The sequence below is a fragment of the Dysgonomonas gadei ATCC BAA-286 genome (assembly GCF_000213555.1).
GTDB lineage: Bacteria > Bacteroidota > Bacteroidia > Bacteroidales > Dysgonomonadaceae > Dysgonomonas > Dysgonomonas gadei.
This window is the reverse complement of record NZ_GL891983.1, coordinates 244,922-268,199: the sequence shown is the minus strand read 5'-3', so window position 1 is coordinate 268,199 and position 23,278 is coordinate 244,922. Positions and strand designations below refer to the sequence as shown.

Here is a 23,278-nt window from a genome sequence, read left to right as displayed (position 1 = left end):
TATCCGTAATGATCAGTATATCTGATAATGTATGGATAATAAAGGCCTTGGAGTGCTACAGGCTGATGTTGACGTTTTTTGAGCATACTAAGGCGTCATTTGAGTTCGGTTTTGGATCAAATAAGAGTTTCTTTGTATTTAGGTAACTAAGGATCAAATTTAACCTCTATAAAACACATTATCATGAGTACACGACGTGATTTCATAAAAAAAGCAATTGTGAGCACATCAGCCCTTTCATTCGGGGGAGTTTTAAACGGTTTAAGTGCGAAAAGTTATTCCAATATCAACGGGGCAAACGACAAAATACGTGTTGCCGCAATTGGAGTTAATTCGCGGGGTGGGGCTTTAGCTGCAAACTTTGCGAAACAAAAAGGTTGTGAGATAACCTATATATGTGACGTAGATAGCCGTGCTATCGCCAAATGTTCCGATGCTGTAGCTAAGATTCAGGGATTCAGACCGAAAGGAGAGAAGGATTTGCGAAAAGTGCTGGAATCGAAGGATGTTGATGCGGTTATTATCGCTACACCCGACCACTGGCATGCTCCCGCGGCTTTGATGGCGATGCAGGCAGGCAAAGACATATATCTGGAAAAACCATGTAGCTATTGCCCCGAAGAAGGTGAAATACTTATCAACGGCGTGGCAAAATATAACAGGGTGCTGCAAATGGGTAACCAGAGACGCTCCTGGCCAAATGTACAGGAAGGTATACAAGCCATTAAAGAAGGCATTATCGGTAATGTACACTTCGGGAAAGCATGGTATACCAACAATCGCACTTCGATAGGTACAGGAAAAGAAGTTGCCGTACCCGAAGGGCTCGACTGGGATCTGTGGCAGGGACCTGCGCCACGTGTTGCTTATAAAGATAATATAGTACATTACAACTGGCACTGGTTCTGGCGCTGGGGAACAGCCGAATCCATGAATAACGGCACGCATATGGTCGACATATTGCGTTGGGGTATGGAACTGGAATATCCTACAATGGTGAACTCGGCGGGAGGCCGTTATTTCTTCAAAGACGATTGGGAGACTCCGGATACTCAGGTGATAAATATGGAGTTCGGCAAAAGCAAATCCATGACTTGGGAAGGCCGTAGCTGTAATGGAAGAACCATCGAAGGTAGCAGCGTAGGCTCTATGTTCTACGGGGACAAGGGTAGTATGCTGATTACCGGAAGCGATGGTTACAGAGTTTTCGATATGGATAATAAAGTAGTAAAACAGCAATACAGCAAGATTGAGATAGATCCGCGCAACCTGATGAATCCAGCCGAAAGCCTAGACGCACTGCATATAAACAATTTCTTTGATGGTATCAGAAAAGGAGAAAAACTGAATTCCGACATAGTTTCAGGACATAAAAGTACATTGCTGATGCAGGTCGGTAACATTGCTCAACGCGTAGGACGTCAGTTGAACATAGATTCCGCGAACGGACGCATCATGCATGATACTGACGCGATGAAATACTGGAGCCGCGATTATCAGCCAGGTTGGGAAATGAAGTTGTAAATGAGTATTTTCCAATCTTTAAATCTTTAAATCCTGAAATTTTGAAATACATAAACACCCATGAGCCAAATAAACAATCAACAATTAAACAAACGTAATACAACCATTGCAATAGTTATTGTAGGTGCGATGTTCTTTATCTTCGGTTTGGTCTCATGGGTTAATGCGATCCTTATCCCATACTTTAAGATTGCATGTGAGCTGACTCACTTCGAATCGTACTTCGTGGCTTTTGCCTTTTATATAGCCTATTTCTGCCTGTCTATCCCATCCGCCCATATATTAAATAAAGTGGGTTACAAACGGGGGATAATGTATGGCTTTTTCTGTATGGCTGTGGGGGCGGCATTATTTATCCCTGCTGCTCTGACCCGCACATATGGAATATTCCTCGCCGGATTGTTTGTAATAGGTGCCGGGCTGACTATACTCCAGTCGGCGGCCAATCCGTATATAACGATTGTAGGGCCTATCGAGAGCGCAGCCAAGAGAATAAGTATGATGGGTATATTCAACAAATTTGCGGGTATAGTTTCCCCTCTCATTTTTGCAGCCGTGGTACTCAAGGTAACAGACAGCAGCCTGTTTACCCTACTGGAATCCGGTACATTGGACGAAGCCTCCAAGAATATGATGCTCGATGACCTTATCCGCAGGGTGATAAAGCCTTATGCTATCTTATCCGTATTGTTGTTTCTCTTTGGAGTATTTGTACGTTATTCCGTATTGCCCGAAATCGATCCTGAAGAAAATAATAAAGAAGAGGAGAGTTGTACTCACAAGAGGACTTCCATCTTTCAGTTTCCATATCTCATTCTGGGTGCATTTGCTTTGTTCGTTCATGTAGGGACACAGATTATAGCCATCGATACCATTATCAGTTATGCGGGTTCAATGGGGATGAATCTCTTGGAGGCCAAAGCTTTCCCTTCCTATACTTTGACGGCGACCATAATCGGTTATATGATAGGAATTGTATTGATCCCAAAATATGTCTCTCAGACGAGGGCGTTGCAGGTATGCTGCACACTCGGTTTGTTATTGTCTTTCGCCATCATTCTGGTAAGTAAGGAAGTGGTTATTCTCGGCCATGACAGCACCCTTTCCATTTGGTTTTTATGTGCGCTGGGATTACCTAATGCCCTTATCTATGCTGGTATATGGCCACTGTCGATAAAAGGATTAGGCCGCTTTACAAAGATAGGGTCTTCACTGATGATCATGGGGCTGAGTGGAAATGCTATTATGCCGATAGTTTACGGAAGTTTTGCCGACATCTGGAATTTGCAACATGCTTATTGGGTATTGATCCCATGCTACATATACCTGATATTTTTTGCTGTATACGGACATAAGATTCAATCATGGTCATTGAAACCAAAAAATTAAGCCACATTTGATATGAAATACTTAAAATATATATTCTGTTTTCTTCCGGTTCTGATTCTAATGACAGCTTGTAATATGCAATCGAAAAGTAAGAAATTTAACGGTTCGGAAGGAGAAGTCCACTTGATCACAGTAGCTCCTGCACACTTCCATGCGGCTTTGTTGCAAAAAACGATGTTGACGCAACTCAACTACAATGTACAGGTATATGCTCCGAACGGGCCCGAGCTGAACAATTATGTGGATATGATTAATTCATATAACACTCGCGAGAATAATCCGACATATTGGAACCTTAAAGTATATACAGGGGATGATTTCTTTGAAAAAATGCTCTCCGATAAGAGCGGGAATGTTGTGGTGCTGGCAGGAAACAATCAGCTAAAGACTGATTATATCCTGCGCTCTGTCGGTGCAGGATTAAATGTCCTTGCCGACAAACCGATGGCAATAGATAAAACTTCTTTCGAACAATTGAAAGAAGCATTTACACTTTCTGCAAAGAATGATGTACTTTTGTACGATATCATGACCGAACGCTATAATTTTATCAATATCCTGAACCGGGTGCTTATGCAGGATAAAGAACTCTTTGGCAATATTACCAAAGGTACGCCCGAGAATCCTGCTGTAGAGATGGAAAGTATACATCATTTCTATAAAATAGTATCGGGAAATCCTCTTACCCGTCCTGCATGGTATTACGATGTGGAACAACAGGGCGAAGGGATTGTGGATGTAACCACGCATCTGATAGATATAGTCAACTGGAAATGTTTTCCTGAGGTTGCGCTGGATTATAAGAAAGATGTAAAAGTAACGGATGCCAGCCATTGGGCAACACCGGTCACTTTAGAACAATTCCGTCGTTCTACAAAGGCCGAGCAATTCCCGGATTATTTGAATAAATATGTAAAAGACTCCGTATTATACGTCAATGCCAATGGTACAATCAGCTATCAGGTAAAGGGAGTGAATGTCGGTATAAAAGTAGTATGGGATTATCAGGCATCTGAAGGTGCCGGAGATACACATAAGACAATTATTAACGGGACCAAAGCGGTACTGTTAGTATTACAGGGAAAAGAGCAAGATTATAAATCCAGGCTTTATATCAAAAAGGGAACAGAAGCTACCGATAACGATTTCAGGAAGAATATTGAAAGAGCAATCAATGACCTGAAGAATATTTATCCCGTATCGCTCAAAGAAGCATATGACGGCATGTTGGAGATAGAAATATCACCGAGTATGGACGACGGGCATGAAGCACATTTTTCGAAAGTAGCGGAGAAGTACTTCAACTTTCTGATTACCCGAGAAATGCCTGATTGGGAAGTACCCAATATGCTGGTAAAATATTATATAACAACTACCGCCCTCGAACTTGCTAAAGAAAAAGATTCAACGCATTGAGGCAATTAAAGAGATGATATTAAAAAAACAATATAGACGATGAAAACACAAAATTTATCTCGCAGAGATTTCCTGAAGAATATGGGTGTAGTAGGAGGGGGAGGACTTCTGTTATCTTCTTTACCTTTACTGCATGCATATGCCCAGAAAAAAGAGAAGGATGTAGCCGGATCTAAAGCGCGGCTCGCAATTATCGGTACAGGCTCGAGGGGAATGTATCACATCAATCATCTGTTACAGATTCCTCATGCTGAAATCGTGGCCATATGCGACATTTACCAGCCTCATCTGGATAATGCGGCAAAATTATGCCCAAAGGCCAAGCAGTATAAAGATTACAACGACGCGATTAATGCGCCCGACGTCGATGGTATCCTTATCTCTACCCCGCTTCATCAGCATGCGCCTATTTCTATAGCCGGACTTAAAGCCGGAAAGCATGTATTTTGCGAAAAATCGATGGCAAGAACTATCGAACAGTGTAAAGAGATGTATGAGGTCTATAAAGAGAGCGGCAAAGTATTGTATATTGGCTTGCAACGCTTGTTTGACCCTAAATACCTGAAAGCTCTGGAACTGATACAAAACGGAACAATCGGTGAGATCGTAGGGCTTCGCAATTTTTGGTACCGGAATAACGACTGGCGCAGGCCTGTACCTGAACCATCGTTGGAAAAACAGATAAACTGGCGTTTGTACAGGGAGTCTTCCGGGGGCTTGATGACTGAACTTGCATCACATCAGCTACAGATGGGTACTTGGGTAAATAAATCCCTGCCTGATTACATTACAGGCTTCGGTGATATTCTTTTCTGGAAAGACGGTCGCGAAGTTTACGACAGTGTAAGCGTTATTTACCATTATTCCAACGGCTTGCGTATGACATTCGAATCTATTATCTCGAATAAGCATTACGGAATGGATGAGCAGGTACTCGGTCATAAGGGTACACTCGAGCTTGCTCAGGGACTGTTATATATGGAAAATCCAAAACCGGCTCCGGGAATACAGCAACTGATAAATCAGATAGAACATAAGGTATTCGACAGTATACCGTTTGCCGGTCCCAGCTGGGTGCCTGAAACTGCATCTAAGGCAGTGGGCGAACCAATTTTAGACAATATTCAGACACATGACGGCTCTAATACAACGGGTGCTGCTGTGGATGACGGCTCACTGGCTCTCGTTTCGGCTTATTGTACTTCCGTTATCACCGGAGAATCGATGCCGATGCTTGTCGAAGAAGCATATTATGCATCCGTTTTGGCACTGTTGGGAAATAAAGCTATGGAAGAGCGTTCTGTAATAGAGTTCCCTAAAGAATACGAAATACCTTACTTATAATAGACACTGATATGAAAGATATTAAAATAAAAATAACAGCGAAAAGGCAACGGACAGAGTTAATCATATGGGGAGCCTGCTTTGCATTTGCTTTCTTATTGAATGTATATTCCATTATTGTTTTTGATACGGAGTGGAAAGAACTATATACACAATTGTTATGGGTGCTGAGTCTGAGTATAGGTTTCTATTTCTTAATCCTGTTTTTCCGGTTGTTATACTGGCTGATCCGTAGTTTAATCCGTAAGAAATCAACTAATAGAACGACTGAATAATGAGACTGATATTGTTTGCGTTTCTGATTTTTTCCTTTCACCCGGGTATTGTATTTGCACGGGAATCAAAGAATCTTGAAAATGACGACAAACCCATTGTAGTCAAACCGGAAGATTTTGAAGGAAAGAATATATCCGAAAAGATTTCTAATGCACTTGGCTTTCTGAAAGAGTGTGATGGCGGCACTATTTTATTCAAAGATAATACAGTTTATCTTATCACGGAAGCTATCGCCCTGCCATCCAATACCACGATGATAGTTGACGGATGTAAAATTAAACTGGCCGACCAGATTTTCGATAATATCATCCGCTCCGGCAATCTCGATATAGATGAGCAGAACCCGAATAGCTACGCAAAACAATTATTACCTGCTAAAAATATCAGGATTGTAGGTAAGAACGGGGCTGTAATCGAAGGTGCTGAGAATTTCTATGAAGGAGTCAATCCCAAAACAGGCATCAAAGAAAAATGGCTGGGTGACTACTGGGGCTGGAGAAATTTCACAATCTTGTTTTCTTTTGTAGATGGTTTTGAAATATCCGGACTGAAAGTGCAGAAGACCCATAGCTGGGGCATTGTACTGACCAACGGATGCAAGAATGGCCATGTCAGCAATCTCGAGTTGCATACCACTGTAAAAAACGGGGACGGAATCAGTATAATACAAGGAGGGTCTGATATACTGATTGAGAACATTACAGGAGAAACATCCGACGACTCCATTATTCTGGCAGCCTTCGACGAATCGAGATGGAGCAATAACAAATATGTATTTCCTCTCTTGCCTGTCAGATATTCCGATTATTCCTATGGCGGAGATATACATGATATTACCTGCCGCAATATTGAAACGTCAGGTATACACCATGTAATGATTCTTCTCCCTTCGCAGCCGAAGATATATAATATTTATTGTTCCAATATCAGCGATGGACCCAAAGGCGGTAAGCGAAAAGTCATGCGTATTTACGGGAACGGACAATATGGACAAGGCTTCAAGCCGGGGAATATGTACAATATCTATATGAACGACATTCTTTCTTATAAAGCGGATATAGCACTGGAGTTTCTCGCTCCCGTTCATAATTCGCATTTTAATAAGATCACGCAGCTCAAACCCGGAGGAAAAGATGTCCAGACTGACCCGGAGAATGTGAATGTAAGAATAACGAATATGGTAAAGAAGTAGACCAAAAACTGACGAATTTATGATAAACACACCGCAAAATGAACGGGAGTTAAACGACTTAGTTTCTCAACCGTCAGGCCAGCTTATTGACTTTATCAAAGGTCTTTCCGGTGATATTTCTATATTGGGAGCAAACGGAAAGATCGGATTATCCTTGTCCCTTATGGCAAAAAGAGCGATAGAGATGGCCAATGTAGATAAGAAAGTGTATGCTGTTTCCCGATTTTCATCAGATGAGGGCAGATTATTACTCGAAGAACATGGTATTGAAACCATTGCCTGCGACCTGAATGACAGGGAACAGGTGAAGTCGTTGCCAAAAACGGAAAATGTAATATTTATGGCCGGACGGAAATTCGGAACACAGGGTTCTGAACCATACACATGGGCCATGAATGTACTAATGCCTGCCGTGTGTGCCGGGCATTACAAAGATTCGAAGATAGTCGTCTTCTCCACAGGTTGTGTCTATTCATTAGTATCTAAAGATACAGGCGGGTCTGTAGAGACTGACCGCCCCGATCCGGTAGGGGAATATGCCCAGTCTTGTCTGGGACGTGAACGCATATTCGAATATTATTCCCTTACAGAAAAAACGCCGGTATTGCTTTTGCGTCTGAATTATTCTACTGACCTACGGTATGGTGTCTTATGCGATATCGCAAAGAAGATATGGAATGATGAGCCGGTAGTAACAGATTGTGCTTATTTCAATATATCATGGCAAGGGGATGTAAATAACTATACATTGCTTGCTTTGAGTGAATGTTCGTCTCCTGCAAATTATTTAAATATAACAGGCCCTGAAATACTTTCTGTGGCAGAAGTTGCAGAGGAGATGGCAAGCATAATGGGCAAGAAAGCCATAATCAAATGTACCGAAAATGACAGGTCGTATCTGAATGATGCCGCAAAATCGTTCAGGCTCTTTGGCAAACCTTCTGTAACAGCGAAAGAACTTATCCGCATGCAGGCAGAATGGATTATGCAGGGTGGAAAAGATATCGATATACCCACTCATTTTGAAGTAGGTGACGGTAAATTTTGATTAAGTAACTAATGATATGTTTTTATGTTCTATTATTTTATACATAGCTACTATCTTAATTTAAACTTGGATGCTTCAGTTTATTGCTGCCGCGCCCTACCGGGCTTGTCCTTACTTTTGGCATTGCCCAAAAGTAAGCAAAAAGCTAGCGCTTCGTTCCTCGGCGACCCACAACCGTTTTGCCGGCTGAAAGTGACAAACGGGCTATCGCCCCGTCCCTTTCCACGCCGTCTGCTCCGTGTGGGTGCCCCGCCTGCGGAACTAATGCGCGTCCGCTGATGCCCTAGTAGGCAAATAAAATACGCGTCAGCCAGCGCCGTTAGCTTCATGGACGGGGTACCCGTAGGGCTAAAAGACGAAAAAACGGAAACGTGTCTGAGCTTATCCACTAATTCGGGTTATACAATCTTTCCAGCGAGTTTTTCCGTTTCGTCTTTTTGTCCGTTACGGGTCGGCCTTTGAAGCGGGGCGCTAAAGTATTTTTGGTTCCTTTTGGGGATTTGGCCAAAAGGAACACAAGCAATCTTCGATTGCGCGTAGCGCAAGTTGTTTAAAATAATAGAACTTTAAAATAAGAAACATAACTAAAACACTCATCTATGAAAATCACAGATATCGATATAGACTTACTGAATACATTTCGAAAAGGAACCGTTATTCCCGCCACTCCTCTGGCCTTGACCAAAGACCGTAAATTGGATGAACGGTATCAGAAAGCACTTGTCCGTTATTATATCGATTGCGGGGTGGGTGGAATAGCTATCGGAGTTCATTCCACACAATTCGAGATTCGAGAACACGGAATGTATGAAAGCCTGCTGACTCTTGTATCCAAAGAAATAGACTCTTGGTCTGGCTTACAGAATAAAAAAATACTGAAAATAGCAGGTGTCTGCGGAAAAACCGAACAGGCCGTCGGCGAAGCATCCTTTGCTGTGTCGGCAGGTTATCATGCGGCGTTGGTAAGTCTTTCCGCACTGAAAGATAACTGCCTTGATGATCTTATTAAACATTGTCGAAGAATTGCCCAAATAATGCCCATTATAGGTTTCTATATGCAAACTTCGGTGGGTGGAATCGTGTTACCTTTTGAGTTTTGGAAGGAGTTTGCTTCTATTCCGAATGTACTTGGGATAAAAGCAGCTCCTTTTGATCGATACAAGACTTTCGACGTAGTCAGGGCGATTTGCGAATCCGGAAAAGAGGATGACATAACCCTATACACAGGTAATGACGATAATATCATTATAGATCTGCTTACAGAATACAGAATTGAAACGGCGAAAGGTACCAGGTGCATGAGAATAAAAGGCGGATTACTCGGGCATTGGTGTGTATGGACGAAAAAAGCCGTTGAGCTTCTGGACGAAATCCATACAATTATCGCTTCCGGAAAAGACATACCCGCCGAATTATTAACACGGGCCATACAGGTAACGGATTCGAACGCGGCATTTTTCGACTCCATGAATAAGTTTGCCGGTTGTATTCCCGGCTTACACGAAGTCTTGTTCAGGCAGGGGCTTATGACCAATGTCTTATGTCTGAATACTGAAGAGGTATTGTCGGATGGGCAAAAAGATGAAATATCCAGAGTTTACAGATCCTATCCGCATCTGAATGACGATGAATTTATCCGGATGAATCTTAATAAGTGGTTAATGTAAACGGCGATAATGATATGAAGATAAAAATTCCTTTTTTTCAGCAACTGTTATCATCGTTCGGCCCCGGACTCATAACGGCAGCACTGGTTTTAGGTCCGGGTACTATTACTGTTTGCAGTAATGCCGGTGCACTTACCGGTTATACCATGTTATGGGTGATTGCTGTTTCCAGCTTGTTTATGATCAGTATGACAAGAGTTGCAGCCAAGATGGGATGTGTATCTCCCGTTTCGTTGTTGACTAATATCGAAAATAATTATGGTCGCATAGTGGCAATACTTGTTGGGTTCAGCGTTTGTTTCAGTTGCTCGGGATTCCAGACAGGCAATACAATCGGACTTGGCATATCCCTGAGCGAACTTTTTGGCGGAAGCCTTCCTCTATGGACAGTTATATTCCTGATTGTCACCCTTGTTTTTATATGGACTTCCAACAACTTTTATTCATTACTGGAAAAGACAATGATATTTCTGGTGATGATAATGATAGTCGCTTTCGTAGGAAACCTTTTCTTCATAGATATTGACGGGGGAAGTCTTTTAACAGGACTTATCCCGTCTATTCCGTCACCATCGGATAAAGCCTTATGGATAGCGGTTGCCTCTACCTCGTTTAGTGTTGCCGGAGCCGCCGGGCAAGCATATATGGTGCAGGGGAAAAAATGGAAAGCCGAAGATCTTAAGAAAGGATTGAGGGATGCTACTTTCGGTATTCTCATCCTGAGCGCTTTAGGAGCTATCATAATTATTACTTCGGCAGCGATTATGCACCCTAAGGGCTTAACTATAAAAAATGCCGTTGATATGGCACTGCAATTGGAACCTTTTCTGGGCTCTTTCGGTAAGTGGCTTTTCCTTATAGGATTGTTTACCACATCTTTTTCGTCATACGTTTCCAATGCGGCATTGGGTGGAATGTTCCTGTGTGAAGCGTTGCATCTGGGTAAATCTATAAATGACCGCTGGGTAAAAGTATTTGCTTCCGGTATATTGGTTTTGGGCACAGTAATCGCGATCATATTTGGTTCCAACCCTATTCAGCTGATTGTTTTTGCGCAATCTATGACAATATTCGGTGCGCCGATCGTGGCTGTAGCAATTCTGTTTCTGTCTAATAACAAGAAAGTGGTAGGGGAATACCGGAACTCCCATATTCTGAACATCGTTCTGGCCATTGCTACGGCATGGGCGATATTTATTTCTGTAAATCAACTTATTGCTTTAATTCAAAACTAAGTAATTATGGAAAAGATGAAGGCAGCCGTTGAAAAGGCAATAGACCGGAATGCAGCTGAGGTTATCGGGCTGGTAAAAGATATAGAACAGCATCCCGAACTGGGCTTTCAGGAACATCGAACCTCCAAAGTCGTAGCGGATTACCTTCGCGGATGCTCTTATGAAGTAGAAGATGGATTGGCTTTAACGGGGTTGAAAACTTCATTAAAATCCGGAAAAAACAAATATACCGTTGCATTCATCGGAGAACTGGATGGCATCATCTGTAAAGATAGCCCTAAAGCATCGCCTGCCGACGGGGCAACCCATACCTGCGGGCATAATTTGCAATTGGGTATTCTGATGCTTATAGCTAAAGCAATGAAGGAAGCCGGTATAGCCGGACACCTGGATGGGAATATTGCATTTATGGCTATTCCTGCCGAGGAGTATATCCAGCTGGAATACAGGCGGCAACTCCGGAAAGAGAATAAAATAAAATACCTGAGTGGAAAACAGGAGTTTATCCGTCTCGGACTATTCGATGATATAGATGCCGCTATAATGCTTCATGCCCAACCAAACAGTGAAGAAGCATCGATACATATATACAGGACAGGCAACGGATTCGAACTGAAAGATGTTCATTGCAAAGGAAAAACAGCCCATGCCGCTGCTGCACCCCATGAAGGGATAAATGCGCTGCATGCACTTATTCAGGGGATAAACAATATCACTGCTTTACGCGATACTTTCCGTGACGAAGATCATAGCCGCATACATTATATTATCACCAAAGGCGGGGACAATGTAAACAGTGTTCCTTCCGATACAGCCCTTCAGGGATATGTACGTTCGGCTTCCATCCGGTCGATAAAGGAACTTTCCTCAAAATTCGATAAGGCGTTCCTTTCCGCAGGGGAAAACTTCAACGCCAAAATGTCGGTCTCCACATCTGCCGGATATATGCCTCTTATCTGTAACCATTCCTTGAATGAAATTTTTGTAAGCAATGTTCGAAACTTCCTGCCCGAGGATAAGATTTATAATAAAGGACACTTTATGGCTTCGACCGATCTCGGTGATTTATCCCATATTATACCGGTTATTCAGCCGATGATGGGAGGCATAAAGGGAGGCTTGCATTCTCCTGATTTTGAAGTGGTCGACTATAATGCTGCTATAACACTCCCGGCAAAGATAGCTGCTAATACAATTATTGATTTACTGACTAACGATACATTGTCTACAATATTAGAGAGTTACAAACCCGAACTGAGTAAAGAAGAATATCTTCAACTGATGGATAAAGACATAAACAATGAATAATAGGAAATACATATTACATTTTATTGTCTTCCTGATATTATTAATATCAGGTGCAAGCGTATCTGCGCAGAGTTATAATATCACCTTGCCTGTAGATATAGCAAAGGTTAATAATAAGACTACAAAAACAAGCTATAAATCAACTTCTCCGAAAACGAAATATGTGACATTGAAAGACGGAGTAGGCGAGAGGGTAAGTAATGACACCGAATCGGAACCGGATATTACATATAATATAAATGTTCCCGGAGCAGGAAAATACAGAATCTTTGCTGATGTGGTCAGAGATGAAGAAATTAAGCCGGGGATGAAAGTTGAAACACGACTGGTTAAACTTAAAATAGACGATCAGCGCATAACGAGAAGAATTGCATCTAACCTTCATCAATATTCAGGCCATGATCTGGGAACATTCAATCTCAAACCAGGGCAGGAATTGAGAATATGGCTTCCGGAAAAAATCTTTTTCGAAGCGATCAGGATAGAATCTTATATTCCGGAAGAGGTTCCTGCCGAGACAGTAACTTACATACCAACGATAACACCTCCTGCAAGTCATCCTCGACTATGGGTTAACAAAGATAACTTGTCCGAAGTCAGAGAACGATTGACCAAAGGTGAGAACCTTGCTATATGGAAGGAAGTGGAGAAGGTAGCTAAAAAACCGTTCTATTTTGAGTTTGATATACGGAAAGAAATATTCCATAATAATGAACTGGAAGACGTAGCAATTATCAAAGCATTTTATTATCTCATGACCGGTGACCATACTGTTGGCAATGAAGTGGTGCGCCTGATGACCGATTACTTATCAGTCCTTGAGTATGGAAATGTAAGATATGGTGATATCACCAGGGAGATAGGTAAATCTATCTATACGGCAGCGCTTACATATGATTGGTGCTACGACTTGCTGAATGAGAAAGATAAGCAAGCCCTCTATGAGAATATGATGCGGCTTGCCCCCGAAATGGAAATCGGATGGCCTCCCTTTAAAGAAAACATTGTAAACGGGCATGCCAGTGAAGCCCAGGTTAACAGGGATTTACTGGCAATGAGCATAGCTATATATGACAAGAATCCGGAACCCTATAAATATACATCTTATCTGATGCTTGAAAAGGTTATTCCGATGCGGGCATTCGAATATCAGTCGCCCCGTCACAATCAAGGATTTGACTATGGAGCATACAGGCATGGATGGGAAATGCATGCGGCATGGATGTTTTACCGGATGACGGGAATCCGTATATTCGATGATAATATTTCCGATCTTAGAAAATACTGGGTGTATATGCAGTTACCAAACGGAAACAGGCTTTCCGACGGAGATAAGTTCTCAAAGACTCATGTGTCTTATCCGGAGACATTATTACTGGACTATGCTTATGCAAACGATCCTGTAACAAAAGGAGAATTTGAACGCCGTGGAGGACTATCCAGAGCTAAAGATAATCCTGTTCTTTTTCTTTTGGTAAACAATCCGGATCTAAAAGCGAATCCAAGTTTGGAGTCACTCCCTCTGACAATAGATTTTGGACCTGTTTTGGGAAGTATGATTGCCCGTACGGGATGGGATATGGGTAAAGAAAGCAATGATGTCGTTGCTGAGATAAGGGGTGGTGGATATCATTTTGGTAATCATCAGCATGCCAATGCCGGATCTTTTCAGATATATTATCGCGGACAGCAGGTATCAGACCTTGGTATTTACAGGGCTTATGGTACACCTTATGACTTTAATTTCTATAAAAGGTCGGTGGCTCACAGTATGATGTTGGTTAAAGACCCTGACGAAAAGCTGGAACACAGGACAACAATTAATGATGGAGGAAGCCGTTTCAACCAAAGGACGCCGAGAACTCCCCACGAAACGAAAACAGACCCGTGGTTCGATTATGGAACTGTGCTTTCTACAGACTTTGAAGCCAATGCTCAAAAACCGTCATACAGTTATTTCAAAGCAGACCTTACTGCTGCCTATTATAGCAAAGTAAGCAATTATACCCGTAGTTTCTGCTTCCTGAATCTGGATAGAGAGGATATTCCGGCCGCTATTATAGTGGCTGACGACCTGACCACATCGAAGGATAGTTTCGAAAAATATTGGAAAATCAATACACTCAATAAGCCTGATTATTCGGGAACGGGCGCCATATTACACAATAGCATAAACGGTCTTACAGGCAAGACTCATATGGATATGTTGCTTCCATTACCGGAAGAACGGAAAATAGAAATATCAAGCCTGAAAGATTCTTCAAGTGTATTAGGCCCGCAGTATCAGATAAAGTCGGCTTTGCCTGAAACGGAAGGTTATCAGGTTGTGGTATATCCCAGAGAGAATAAAAGAAATAGCCGCTTTCTCACAGTTCTTCAAATGGCGGCAGATGATACAGAACCATTACCTGTAGACTTCAATGAAGAAGACAATAGATATATTCTCACTCTACAAGACCGGATAGTGTGTATGAGTGCAGATTACAGGCAGATACAGAACCCATTTACTTTGATTGTAAATCAGGATGTTGAGTTCCAAATTCTGGTTGCTGATTTAAATCCCGGTTTCTGGCATGTTTGTGATACAGGAAAAAATATAGACCTGAACTTTAAGGTTGAACCGGGAAAAAATACAATTTTCTTCAAAGGAGGAAAAGGTGAATATTATATTGCTCCGGGACGAAAATACGAACTCACTAAATAGAATCATAATTTCTTTATTATACAATCAGCAATCTTAGCAAATATCCCCTTAATGTATTGTATGTCAGGCGTGACATGGACTCGGCGCTCTTATATTCCTGTACAGTTTTGCGATCATTGAATAGCTTGTCCTGATATCCCTAATGCAGATTCAAGCATAAATTCAGAATGACGTAATATGAGGATTCTTTAACTCGAATGTGACATGATGAAAATGAAAGAATAGATATTTTTGTTTATAGTGCAAAGGGATATGTAGGTCTAGCTGTAGTTCTTGAAGAAATCATGATTTTCATGAATTAAACTCGTCAAAATATGAATATCAATATTGAAAGATAGATGTATGATATACTGCTTTTTCATCCATCATTAAATTGACATTCGTATTTAATAGTAAATAAAATGTTACTATAAACTCTGATAATTATGAAATAAGAAAGATGTTTGAGAATGATGGCATCCTTAGATAATACAGAATTATTGACTGTAAAAGATGTCATTCTAGTTTGAAAAACCAACGTATAATTGAAAAACCTTATAAAATGAAAAACCGAAAGAAACTTATTTTATGGGCATTTATTTGCTCTGTGATGTTGGGGCTGTCCAATATTACTGCATATGCATATACTCATGATGGAGTGGAAAATGGTAGTAAAACACAAGAGTTACCACCCGCTTCGGCACAACAGAAAAAAATACAAGGTATTGTTAAGGACGTGCAGGGAGAGCCGCTTATAGGAGCGAGCGTTACCGTAAAAGGTACAACCAATGCCACAATGACTGACACTGACGGAAAATTTTCGTTAACTGTAAATTCCGGTTCAGTAATAGTGGTCACATATCTTGGTTACCATTCGAAGGAAATTACTGTTGGATCAAGTAATGACTATGACATTGAACTGATAGAAAACTCACATGTGATTGATGATGTGATCGTTGTCGGCTATGGTACAATGAAAAAACAGAATCTTACCGGCGCCGTATCGGCAGTTAAGTTTGACGAAGCCTTGTCGAGTCGTCCTACAATGAGTCTTTCTTCAGCATTGACAGGACTGAGCGCAGGATTGAATATTTCTCAGTTATCGGGAACGCCCGGCGCAGAGGATGTTAATATATTGGTGAGAGGTAGAGGCACTATGAACGATGCTTCGCCATTGGTTATTATCGATGGAGTTCCGGGAGCATTGAACGACATTAATCCGAACGATGTAGAGAGTGTATCAGTACTGAAAGATGCTGCATCTTCGGCTATCTACGGTTCCAGGGCAGCTAACGGTGTAATATTAGTAACCACAAAGAGGGGAAGTGAAGGTAAGGTGAATGTTACTTACAGTGGTTATGTAGGGTGGCAAAAAGCAGCAAAGACAGTTGATTTTATTAATGATATGGCAACTCATATGGAGTTAGTCAACGAATCGGAAGGCCGTGAAAAATATCCGGTTAGCCTTATCGAAAAATGGAGAACGGAGTCGGCAGCAGGCAATCCTCTTTATCCGAATACCGACTGGTATGATGAAATGTTGAATACCTCTGTGGTGACAGAACATAATCTGACGGTAAGAGGAGGGGGTAAAAATACCAATTTCTCCATGTCTCTCGGATATCTTGACAATAAAGGTATCATTGATAACTCAGGTTATAAAAAGTACTCTTTCCGTATTAATGTCGATTCGAAGGTTACAAACTGGCTCGATATGGGGGGGAATGTTTATGGTTCCTGGTCTGACAGGGATCCTATCAATGTAACCAGCTTTTATGATAATATCAGAAATACTACACCCGGAGTTATTCCTCAATATGAAGATGGACGTTATGGTGGAACAATGTTTGAAAACTTTCCGCGTGTAGGGAATCCCAGAGCATACATAGATAACATAAGGGGTAATTATGAAAGACAAAAGCTGGGATTAAAAGCTTACGCGAAAATAAAGTTCCTGAAATATCTGGAATGGGAAAATAGCTTTGGCTTCAATTACGATAATAGGAATAATTGGGAATATACAAGGCCATATTCGCTATGGAATTTCCAGACTGGTTATGAATATCAGGCAAGTTCTAATATAGATAAGCTTTTTAATGGTACACGCAGAGATTATACAACTATATTGAATTCACTCTTGCGCTTTAATTATTCTTTGAATAAAGAACACAATTTTGCCGTAATGCTTGGTTTTGACCAGCAGTACAACCGCATGGATAAGTTCGATGCAAGAAAGGGTGATATACTGGGTGATGATGCTATTTATATCATGGACGCAGGTGTTGAGAATGAAGCAATCACAGGGAACGGAACAGATGATGCACTCCGGTCGTATTTCGGACGTATCAACTACGACTATAAAGGCAAATATCTGTTTGAAGCAAATGCCCGGTACGATGGTTCTTCACGGTTTCACAAAGATAACAGATGGGGATTCTTCCCTTCTTTCTCCGGAGGCTGGAGAGTAACCGAGGAGTCTTTTGCCCAACCATTAAAGAATATTTTCGATGATGTGAAGATAAGAGGTTCATGGGGAAAACTCGGAAACAACAGGATTGGCGATTATGGTTACCAGGTGGTATATGGTTCTCTTCTTTACCCGTTCGGTGGAACTTTACAGCAAGGTGTAGCTCCTAAAGATTTGGCAAATAGTAAGATCAAATGGGAAACAACCACTATGACTAATATCGGTCTGGATCTGGTTCTGTTGAAGAACAGGTTGTCTCTGAGCGCTGAGTATTATAATAAAAAGACAACCGACCTATTGACAACAATTCCGATACCTCTCGTATTTGGCAATTTCACTCCGCCTTGGCAAAATATAGCAGAGATGTCGAATAAGGGAATGGAATTCCAGGCGACTTATCATGGAAATGTAGGTAGAGACTTTACTTATAGTGTCAGCGGAAACTTGTCTACTATCAGTAATGAAGTAACTAAATATAACGGGGATAAGTCAATCAGCGGAGCGATTATAACACAGGAAGGCAGTCCATATCAAAGTTTTTATGTACTTGAGTTCGATAGGATTCTACAGAGTCAGGAGGAGATAGATCAGTTAATAGCCGATGGATATACATTCGCTACTTATGTGGGTGGAAAACCTAGCCCTGGAGATATGCTATATAAAGATACGAACGGAGATAAAATATTCGATGATAAAGACCGTGTAGTTAAGGATTATTCCTCACTACCTAAAATAACCTATGGAATTAATATCAGTGCGGCTTATAAAGGTATTGATATCAATGTAGTAGGGCAAGGAGTAGGCGGAGTTAAAGGTTACTGGGGGAATGACGGATTTAATACGTTCAATATAAATGAAGGATTCCTGCAAAGAGCCGAAATACTGAACCGCTGGACAGAAGATAATCCTTCGACTAAATATCCACGTGTACGCACATCAGGATCTGCTCTGAATACAGTGAATAGTGATTACTGGCTATACAATACATCCTATTTCAGAATAAAATCGATACAGCTGGGATACACTTTGCCTAAAAATTTAACCTCTAAGTTTATGGTTGAAAGATTGAGAGTATATACAAACCTCGAAAATTACTTCACATTTACGAGTTTTGATGGCTACAATCCGGAGAATCCAAGTATGGCATACCCTCTGATGAAGCAATGGGTTATTGGTTTAAATGTAACATTTTAAATAAAAGAGACATGAAAAACAAAATAATATTAATCTTACTATCTGTTTGTCTTCTTTCTTCTTGCAGCGATAGTTTTCTGGATCGTAACTCATTGGTCGGACTGTCGGAAGGGGATTACTGGAAATCGCAGGAAGATGCAATACAGGGCATAAATCCGTTATACCATGCTAACCGCGAGTTTGTCAATAGTATAGTTATATACGGCATGATGGATGATTTTACCGATATTGCCTACCAATCGTGGGCTACAGGTTTGACCACCGGCGTGAATCCTACTAATGCTGGAATATATTCAACATCCTGGGGAATATTCTACAAAGGTATTTACAGGGCCAATACGGCATTGAAATATATACCCGATATCGTTGGTATGGATGCAATAATAAAGAATCGTTGTCTGGGTGAAGCCAAGTTTTTCAGAGGATATTTCTATTTTAAACTATGGGATTATTTCGGAGGTGTTCCGATCTATGACTATCCCATGAATATCGATGAAGGATATAAGGCTCGTGATACAGAGGATGATGTGTATAAGTTTATTGTACAGGATATGACAGATGCCATTTCGCTGTTGCCGGAAAGTTATGGCCTGTCTGATAAAGGGCGCGCTACTAAATGGGCAGCACTGGCAATGCGAGGAAAAGCTCATCTTTGGGCAAAGCAATATGATAAAGCGGCCGCGGACTTTAAGGAAGTCATGGAGAAAAGCGACAGGAAACTCCTTGGCGACTACCATACCTTGTTCAGAGTAGCAGGGAATAATAATAGCGAAGTTATTTTTGATGTTCAGTATGTAGCCGAATCAGGGCATGGGTTAGCTACAGATCTTAATTATGGTAATCAGTCGGGGATAACAAAGGGTTCGCAACGTACCCGTCCGACACCTGAACTGGTAAATGCATATGAAATGATAGACGGTACTCCGTTCGATTTTAATAATTTCAAAAATGCAAATGGAGAAACATTTAACCCGAACCGTGCCGCAGATTGGAACGATGAGGCTTCTGTCAGAAAATTGTTTGAAAACAGGGATCCTCGTCTACATGCAGGAATTATTGTGCCTTGGTCCGAATTTGTTGGAAAAACAGGCGCCCCTTTGCTTTACAGATTCCCTGTAGATAAAGTAACTCCCAATACATTTGTACCGGTGTGGGAAAATGGTAGTTATTCGTGGCGAAAATTTGTAGAAACCGGATCAACATACACACTAGCTTCTAATATGCCGCAAAACTTTCCTCTTATCCGTTTGGCTGATGTGATGCTGATGTATGCAGAAGCGCAGAATGAAGCCCTCGCTGCTCCGGACCAGTCTGTTTACGATGCTGTCAATGACGTGAGGGACAGGGTTGGTATGCCGGATCTCCCTTCAGGCTTAAACAAAGAACAGATGCGTGAAAGAATACGTCATGAAAGAATGGTCGAACTCTGCGGGGAAGGACAACGGTATTCTGATATTCGCAGGTGGAGAATAGGTAAAGATGTGGTGGACGGAGTGTGGATGAAAGAATTTACAGGCGTAAATATTCGTCAGAGAGGATTTCCTGACCATTACTATTTATGGCCGATACCACAAGCTGAGATGGATTTGAATCCAAATCTTACACAAAATCCGGGATGGAATTGATATAAGTTATAAGTGAAGCGTTCAATTACATTAGTCGTTTTTCGTGACTCGGCATAATCAAAATTTATTTTGCTTCTGCTCTCGCTACTTAAAACGTTCAATTATCATGATTGATGAAGCCTGAATAAGGCTCTGGAGAAGTGATGAAAGGGGAATGGATGATTAAAAAATTCATATCCTCTTTCATTATTCAGAGACTTTAAGTAAGTTGCGTACTGTAAAACTAAAAGTTATAAGTATTTTTGTTATACAAGCAAAGAGCCTTTTTTAATTTGAAAGATTAATAATAATGTCAGATTCCTATTCGAATTTTTATGAATCCTCCAATCTGTTTCATGGGGCTATGATGCATGTGATGGGTACCAGGCTGGATGCTCTGATTCTGCATCCGGACAAAAATGTATCGCTGCAATGCTGGGTGGAAATTGAGAATGAGATTTTCCGGTTGAGCAAGATGTTCAACAAATTTGATAAAGAAAGCGAATTGTATTCGATTAACCGTCAGGCAGTTCATTCTCCGGTTTCGGTGAAGGATGAATTATGGTCGGTGCTTGTGGATTGCAGACAGTATCATGCAATGACTCTGGGCTATTTTGACATCAGTCTGAAAGATTTCAATCAGGTTCTTTTAGACAACAAAAGATATACTGTTTTTTTTCAAGATCAGGATATTCAATTGGATCTGGGAGCTTATGTCAAAGGGTATGCATTAGAGAAGATCAGGGATATCCTACAGCCGAAAGGTATCAGTTGCGCATTGATAAATTTTGGTAATAGTTCGGTGCTGGCACTGGGCGCACATCCCTTTGGGGATAATTGGTCTATTGGAATAGAAGATCCCTATAATCCTCAGAATACACTGGGAATAGTCGAATTGAAAGATAATACACTCTCCACTTCCGGAAATATGCCAAGTCATACGAAGCATATTTTAGACCCTCATACCGGAACTTATAGTGAGGTGCGGAAGATTGTATCCGTTAAGGCGATAAATGCGATTGATGCAGAAGTACTCTCAACTTCTCTGATGATAGCGCCGGACGAAGCGGCTCCGGCGATAACTTCAAATTTTGTGATAGACGAATATTTATCGTTTAATCTTTGATGTCTGTATCTGTGAATATTATGACTTCTACCATACATTGACGGATACCACACCCACAACAATAGCCCAGTCAGAGATTTCGGAAAGGGATAAGTCATATGCAGTATATCCTTTCTCTTCGTTAAAAGATATGCAGGTTATTTTTCCTTTCGTATCAGATGGCACTACTTTCTTTATGATATATCCTTGCTTTGTAGCCAGAGCATATACTTCACCCCAGCGTATATGTGAGTTGTTTTCCCAAAATCTGCAGGTCACTATATCCTGATCATGTATGCTTTTCTTCAAATCAGACCTATTCACCATGCTGTCACCATGGTTTCGTAATGAAAAGTCGTAATCATCTATAAATGGAATTATTATAGCCTTGCAGTTGCCGCTACTGATGGTCCGGCTAAAACTCTCTTTGACAAGAGAGACTGATTCGATGAAAGGTTTTTCTGTATGATATGATTTCTGTCCGTAATAAGGTTCATCCTCAGAAACTGTAGCCGTAACAGCATTCTCGTTTAATGTTTCTGTTTTAAACATCGAACCTTTTCCTGTCAGCAACCATTCTGTATTGAGATTCTCAATTGCGGATGCTATTTTACTGGTCACTTCAAAAGAAGGATTGGTGCCTCTTGTACCCACAATATTTTCTGTGACAGTCGCAGCAATTCCGACAGCAATAGAGAAGGCTCTTTTGTTGCCTGAAAACAGTTTATCTATTATTTCCTGAACTCTTTGATTAATAGACATGAAATAATTATATTCTCATGTGAGAATTTTAGTTAATTTTTATTTGTATTTGAATACTTAAATGAGTATATTTGCATTTGTGAATATTCACAAAGCCATAAAGATATGAATTTTTTAAAATAAAACATATGGCAAAAACGACTATAATACAAAAAGCAGAATTACCGGATTTTTTACCTCATGGATGGAAAAAGGAAGTCTCTGTTGCCTTAGGTATTCATGTAAATACCGTAACAAATGCATTAAAGACCAGAAAAGGAGATACATATGAGCGGATAAAACAGGTCGCTATTGTAAAATGGGGCGAAAATAAATAAGCAAAGCATGAAAGCAATATCTTATATAATGCTGCTACCGTTGTTTCTTTGGGGGGCGTATTCATGTTCAACAGACAAGAAAACGAGAATCTCTGTTAAGTACAAGGTGCTTATCGATTCAAAACAGTCATGCAATGTCTTTGTCTCTTATAAAGATTCTACAGGTTATGTTACATTGTATATAGATGATAACTGGTCGAAAGAAGTCTTTTTGCCACAGGGAGAGGTCGCTTCATTGTTGATGATATGCCAGCATGATATAGAGGATGGTCTGCAAACAGGCGTATTCTTTCATCCATTAACCGGACAAATAGACAACGGGAAAGAAGTGATTACTAATTCCGGAGAAAATATTGTATCCATTTCTACTATAACCAGAGATACCTGAAACACTATTAATTTATTTGAGTGAAAGCCGCAAACGGAATTTCTGTTGCGGCTTTTTTATTCGTAATGCGACTCGATGATTGAATTGGTAATTGTAGTACGGAATATGTGTGAAATAGTTCAATTCTTTTCAGCTGCACTTCGTTGCGCTTAAATGTTCATTTTGGCATTGCCCAAAACGAACCAAAAGGCTAGCGCTCCGCTCCTCGGCGACCCAAAACCGTTTTGCCGTCTGAATCAAACACACGGGCTATCGCCCCGTTTGATTCTACGTCGCCTGCAACGGATTGGGTACCCCGCCTGCGTCACTAATGCGCAAGGGCTGACGCACGCGGGGCTAAAGCCTGAAAAATCTCTGTC

General features: G+C 41.0%; 17 protein-coding genes. 16 read left to right on the top strand and 1 reads right to left on the bottom strand.

Annotated elements, in window-relative coordinates; all coding sequences use genetic code 11:
* Positions 1-183 precede the first annotated feature (183 nt).
* The 14 genes from HMPREF9455_RS11205 (at position 184) to HMPREF9455_RS11140 (ending at position 21,473) form a co-directional block, all read left to right on the top strand.
* A complete protein-coding gene (locus HMPREF9455_RS11205) occupies positions 184-1,524 on the top strand; it encodes a Gfo/Idh/MocA family protein (protein WP_006799809.1) in 1,341 nt (446 codons plus the stop codon).
* A gap of 60 nt (positions 1,525-1,584) precedes the next feature.
* The gene (locus HMPREF9455_RS11200; RefSeq protein WP_006799808.1) at positions 1,585-2,913 is read left to right on the top strand and encodes a sugar MFS transporter; all 1,329 of its coding nucleotides are present in this window, start codon (positions 1,585-1,587) and stop codon (positions 2,911-2,913) included.
* Positions 2,914-2,925: 12 nt separating this feature from the next.
* Positions 2,926-4,329, top strand: coding sequence for a putative oxidoreductase C-terminal domain-containing protein (locus tag HMPREF9455_RS11195; protein ID WP_006799807.1), 1,404 nt, complete (start codon positions 2,926-2,928; stop codon positions 4,327-4,329).
* Between the two features lie 39 nt (positions 4,330-4,368).
* Positions 4,369-5,673, top strand: coding sequence for a Gfo/Idh/MocA family protein (locus HMPREF9455_RS11190; protein WP_006799806.1), 1,305 nt, complete (start codon positions 4,369-4,371; stop codon positions 5,671-5,673).
* 11 nt (positions 5,674-5,684) lie between these two features.
* Complete coding sequence (locus HMPREF9455_RS11185; protein WP_006799805.1) at positions 5,685-5,948, top strand: hypothetical protein; 264 nt, start codon at positions 5,685-5,687, stop codon at positions 5,946-5,948.
* On the top strand, positions 5,948-7,141 hold the full coding sequence (locus tag HMPREF9455_RS11180; protein WP_006799804.1) for a glycoside hydrolase family protein: 1,194 nt from the start codon (positions 5,948-5,950) through the stop codon (positions 7,139-7,141). The genes HMPREF9455_RS11185 and HMPREF9455_RS11180 overlap by 1 nt, the downstream gene beginning before the upstream one ends.
* A 19-nt stretch (positions 7,142-7,160) precedes the next feature.
* Entirely contained in the window at positions 7,161-8,189 is a 1,029-nt protein-coding gene (locus tag HMPREF9455_RS11175) for an NAD-dependent epimerase/dehydratase family protein (RefSeq protein ID WP_006799803.1), read from the top strand.
* A gap of 599 nt (positions 8,190-8,788) precedes the next feature.
* The gene (locus HMPREF9455_RS11170) at positions 8,789-9,856 is read left to right on the top strand and encodes a dihydrodipicolinate synthase family protein (protein ID WP_006799801.1); all 1,068 of its coding nucleotides are present in this window, start codon (positions 8,789-8,791) and stop codon (positions 9,854-9,856) included.
* 14 nt (positions 9,857-9,870) lie between these two features.
* The gene (locus HMPREF9455_RS11165) at positions 9,871-11,091 is read left to right on the top strand and encodes an Nramp family divalent metal transporter (RefSeq protein ID WP_006799800.1); all 1,221 of its coding nucleotides are present in this window, start codon (positions 9,871-9,873) and stop codon (positions 11,089-11,091) included.
* A gap of 6 nt (positions 11,092-11,097) precedes the next feature.
* Positions 11,098-12,399: an amidohydrolase gene (locus HMPREF9455_RS11160; protein WP_044216010.1), complete on the top strand. Its 1,302-nt coding sequence runs from the start codon at positions 11,098-11,100 to the stop codon at positions 12,397-12,399.
* Positions 12,392-15,103, top strand: a complete 2,712-nt coding sequence (locus HMPREF9455_RS11155) for a hypothetical protein (RefSeq protein ID WP_006799798.1) — start codon at positions 12,392-12,394, stop codon at positions 15,101-15,103. Before HMPREF9455_RS11160 ends, HMPREF9455_RS11155 begins: the two co-directional genes overlap by 8 nt.
* A 541-nt stretch (positions 15,104-15,644) precedes the next feature.
* Positions 15,645-18,743, top strand: a complete 3,099-nt coding sequence (locus tag HMPREF9455_RS11150; protein ID WP_006799797.1) for a SusC/RagA family TonB-linked outer membrane protein — start codon at positions 15,645-15,647, stop codon at positions 18,741-18,743.
* Between the two features lie 11 nt (positions 18,744-18,754).
* Positions 18,755-20,368 carry a RagB/SusD family nutrient uptake outer membrane protein gene (locus tag HMPREF9455_RS11145; RefSeq protein WP_006799796.1) on the top strand — a complete coding sequence of 538 codons (1,614 nt, stop codon included), beginning with the start codon at positions 18,755-18,757 and terminating at the stop codon, positions 20,366-20,368.
* Between the two features lie 289 nt (positions 20,369-20,657).
* Positions 20,658-21,473 carry an FAD:protein FMN transferase gene (locus tag HMPREF9455_RS11140; protein WP_006799795.1) on the top strand — a complete coding sequence of 272 codons (816 nt, stop codon included), beginning with the start codon at positions 20,658-20,660 and terminating at the stop codon, positions 21,471-21,473.
* Positions 21,474-21,500: 27 nt separating this feature from the next.
* Here the strand turns inward: HMPREF9455_RS11140 and HMPREF9455_RS20720 are convergent, their stop codons facing one another.
* Positions 21,501-22,214 (bottom strand): S24 family peptidase, encoded by a 714-nt coding sequence (locus HMPREF9455_RS20720; protein WP_006799794.1) that lies wholly within the window; start codon positions 22,212-22,214, stop codon positions 21,501-21,503.
* Between the two features lie 128 nt (positions 22,215-22,342).
* Here HMPREF9455_RS20720 and HMPREF9455_RS11130 point away from each other — a divergent pair, with 128 nt between their 5' ends.
* Positions 22,343-22,531 (top strand): hypothetical protein, encoded by a 189-nt coding sequence (locus HMPREF9455_RS11130; protein ID WP_006799793.1) that lies wholly within the window; start codon positions 22,343-22,345, stop codon positions 22,529-22,531.
* 7 nt (positions 22,532-22,538) lie between these two features.
* The gene (locus HMPREF9455_RS11125; RefSeq protein WP_006799792.1) at positions 22,539-22,919 is read left to right on the top strand and encodes a hypothetical protein; all 381 of its coding nucleotides are present in this window, start codon (positions 22,539-22,541) and stop codon (positions 22,917-22,919) included.
* Positions 22,920-23,278 lie beyond the last annotated feature (359 nt).